Consider the following 3605-nt stretch of genomic DNA (forward strand, 5'->3'; position numbering starts at 1 on the left):
GTTTGCTATTAAGGTTTGAATGTCATCATTAGTAGTAAATGGTCCAGTAACTTCTATTAAAGGTAAAGCAACTCCTTGGCATAAATCATTAGACTGTTTATCACATCCCATTACCATGACTTCTGCCATATGTAATGATTCATTTTCACCACTCAGTTGAATTCTAACATATCTTCCATCTGCTATGACCCCAAAAGTTTCTTGGAGCCCAGCTTCACCTTCATAAAAAATATCGGTAATACTAGTGTCATTTATTAAATCCTGTAATGATGCATTTACATCATAGGGATTAGCTGATATGAAGATGTGAAAATTATTTAATCTGTTTTGTAATTTATCTGTTCTATTATAAATAATTATTTGCTCAATCTGATTTTGACTACCTAAATCAACTTGCCACCAAGGTTGACTTTGCCCACTAATGGTGTGCTGTAAATCTGCATCCCACGGTGAAGTTCCGACCGTATTGCCATCGACAGCAATACCAGCTACACCATTACCATATGTTGATGACTGACTAGCGGCTTTATTTAAGGCTAGATTGGTACTGTTTTGACAAAGACCATTATCTGAATTTTCATCCAATTGATTTATCCAATCATTGATAAGGCTTACTGCTTCATCGTGAATTTGCCCCTTGGCCAATGGAGGCATGGCAATGCCAGGCTGTGTACTATTCATTCTATGGTATAGAATTGATTTTGAAGCATCCCCTGGAACAATTATTGCTTCTCCTTCTATTCCTAAAGATGTATTTACTCCAGAGGTTAAAAGGATTGTTTCTTGAAGGGTATTTTGTAATCTTAAATCAAATTGAGCTCTATTACCAGTACCTGGTTGGTGACAATAGGCGCAATTTAAGTCTAAATAAGACCTAGCTTTTTCATCTAAAGTAGCATTTTGGTCGTCAAGTGCTTTGTAAGTTAAAAAGCTAGAAAGATCTGAAGCATCTATATTTTCATCTAGAATCCCTAAATGACTCAAGGTTATCAATTGATTACCTGTAGCTCCGGTTTGAGGGTAGGTATAATCAGAGTTTAAATAACGAGTTCTAGGACCTAAGCTCCCTTTTGAAGTGTTATTATGACAAGAGATACATTCACTATTACTTGGATAACGCCAATTGATAGTTTTTGTTCCTCCAGCAGCTAAATTGATATTAATTTGCTCATCAAGACCAAAACTCAATAAATCTGCATCAGTACCCGCGGAATTCCATTTATAGGTCAAAAAATAAAAATTACCATCATTAGCTTTTACCGAAAATCTTGTTTCAAGTCTTCTAGTTAAGGATGGATTATTTTCATCAATGGGCATTTCAAAATGTTTTACTAAAACGGTACCGATTGGAAATTCCCAAACGCCATTTTCAGAAAACTTAATTTGCTCAGCTGATGTATCATGCGTTCCATCATTGGGAATTGCCATCCACCTTTTCTTTTCTGCTCCGTCCGACCAGAATGATTCTATTAACTCATATGGAATCAAACCTTGAGTGGGAGTTAAACTGTTTAAATCTGAAAAAGCTCCGGTTTCTGATAATTTTTGAGGAACATTAACAGCATTTGTGGCGGAAGGAACAATCTGATATAAATGAGTATCATTCCCAAATTGCATTATATACAATTCACCATTTGGGTTTTCACCGAATCCAATTACATTCTCTGGGAGAAAATTTGAAATAAATTCATAAGATCCAGTTTGAGGATCAACCGCATAAATTTCTTCACCATCTCCATAATCGGCACAGAGATATTTGCCATATAAAGCTGGGTTTTCAGTACCTCTGTAAACATAGCCTCCAATGATGGCATTCATTTCGCTCCTAGGAAAAGCAACCAGAGGACCTTTTTGAGTCATATCATCGTACATTGGAACACAATTTAAGCCATCTGCATATCCTTCAAAAACAGGCCATCCGTAATTCTCACCTTTGACTACTACATTAATTTCTTCGTGTGTACTTCTACCCACTTCTCCAATAAAAAGCTCACCAGTTAATTGATCTTTTGTTAATCTAAATGGGTTTCTATGACCGACGGTATAATATTCTTCAAAATTATCACCTGTTGCGCTGACAAATGGATTATCATTTGGAATCCAATAACCAACACCAGAGACCTCATCTATTTCTCCTGCATCATCTGGCATCAATCTAGTTGGAGGATGACTTTTTGTAGCGTCTTGATCTACATCTAACCTTAAAACACCGCCATCTAAATTAGAAGTTATTTCCTGGGCTTTTGATGCTCCTGTTTGGTCCCCGGTTGTTAAATAAAGAAAGCCGTCATTTCCAAAAACCATACCCCCACCTCTGTGAGTAGTACCGTACATTCTTAAAACCATCATATCAAGCCTAGAGTTTGGTACAATGGAAATATCATTTACATTAATTTCAAAACGAACTAACTTTAAAAAATTACCCCAGTAATCTTCAGAAAAACAGTTATAATTTCCAGGAAAATCAGGGTATTCTCTCCCAAGACTATCTTCGGTTGTAAACCAAATATAAATGTAGTTGTTATTATTTAACCCAAACTCTGGATGAACTGCAGCACCTAATAAACCACCATCCCAAACTTCTCCTACTTCATCACTCAAATTAATAAGTAGGTTCTTTTGAGTAGTTGTTTCATTATTATCAAACCAATGAAGACTTCCTTCTCGTTGACCGACCATAAATTTATCTACAACAGGAAGGTAACTAAAAGTTGTTGGCGTATTAAACGTAATGTTTGGGAAAGCAACTCGATAAGGGCTCGATGATGGCGGGTCTGCAGGAAATTGTTGATTTAAAAACGTTCCAATTGGTTCCGGATTTTCCAATCCTGGCGCAAAGAAAAATGGAACAAATGAAATTGATAAAATCCCCAAGGTAATTGCAATAAATCGCAATACCTTAAACCTAAGGTTGATTGGTTTTGTCACACTAAAATTGATTGGTTAAACTGGTTTAAAATAAGATTGCTAGGGGGAGTCTATTTTCGCAATATTATTTGTTTTCTCCAGCTAAATTCTTTTTGTTTTAAAATTACATTATAAACTCCATTTGAGATATTTTTTAGTTCAAACTGCAGGTTTTCTCGATATACAGATTCTATATTCTTTTTTAATACAACCTTACCATTTATATCAGTAACAAAAAGAGCGCCTTTTCTTTCAAAAGATTCTGGTAAAATAAGGTTAAATACTTGTTTGCTGGGAACCGGAAAAACAATAAAATCGAAAGAATTTAATCTGCTTATCTGAGCGTCAATATTGTATAAAAACGCTGAACTGGTACTACCGCATCCAATAACCTGAAATTCAGCAATATGCAAAGGTCCATTTCCATCTAACTGCAGTCTAATATACCTGCCAACGATATTCATGCTTATAGTTTCTTGTAAGCCGGCATTGCCGCTAAAGAATTGGTTTTCAACATTATTGTCGTCAATTAAGTCTTGTAACGATTGGTTTTCATCAAATGGCGTGGCTGAAACGAAGACATAAAAATTATTCAAACGCTGTTGCAGTTTGTCTGTTCTATTGTAAATTATTATTTCTTCTATAGTACTTAAATTCCCTAAATCTATTTGCCACCATGGTTGGTAATCATTGTCCTG

General features: G+C 35.5%; 2 protein-coding genes. Both read right to left on the reverse strand.

What is annotated here, in order from left to right; all coding sequences use genetic code 11:
- Positions 1-2928, reverse strand: a 2928-nt coding sequence (locus tag RM542_RS14770; RefSeq protein ID WP_311386521.1) for a PQQ-dependent sugar dehydrogenase, incomplete at its 3' end; no start/stop codon positions are given.
- A 50-nt stretch (positions 2929-2978) separates the two neighbouring features.
- The coding region (locus RM542_RS14775) for a discoidin domain-containing protein (RefSeq protein WP_311386522.1) at positions 2979-3605 on the reverse strand (627 nt) is incomplete at its 5' end.

Origin of the sequence: Croceitalea sp. P059, from assembly GCF_031846365.1 — a bacterium.
GTDB classification, from domain to species: Bacteria; Bacteroidota; Bacteroidia; order Flavobacteriales; family Flavobacteriaceae; genus Croceitalea; species Croceitalea vernalis.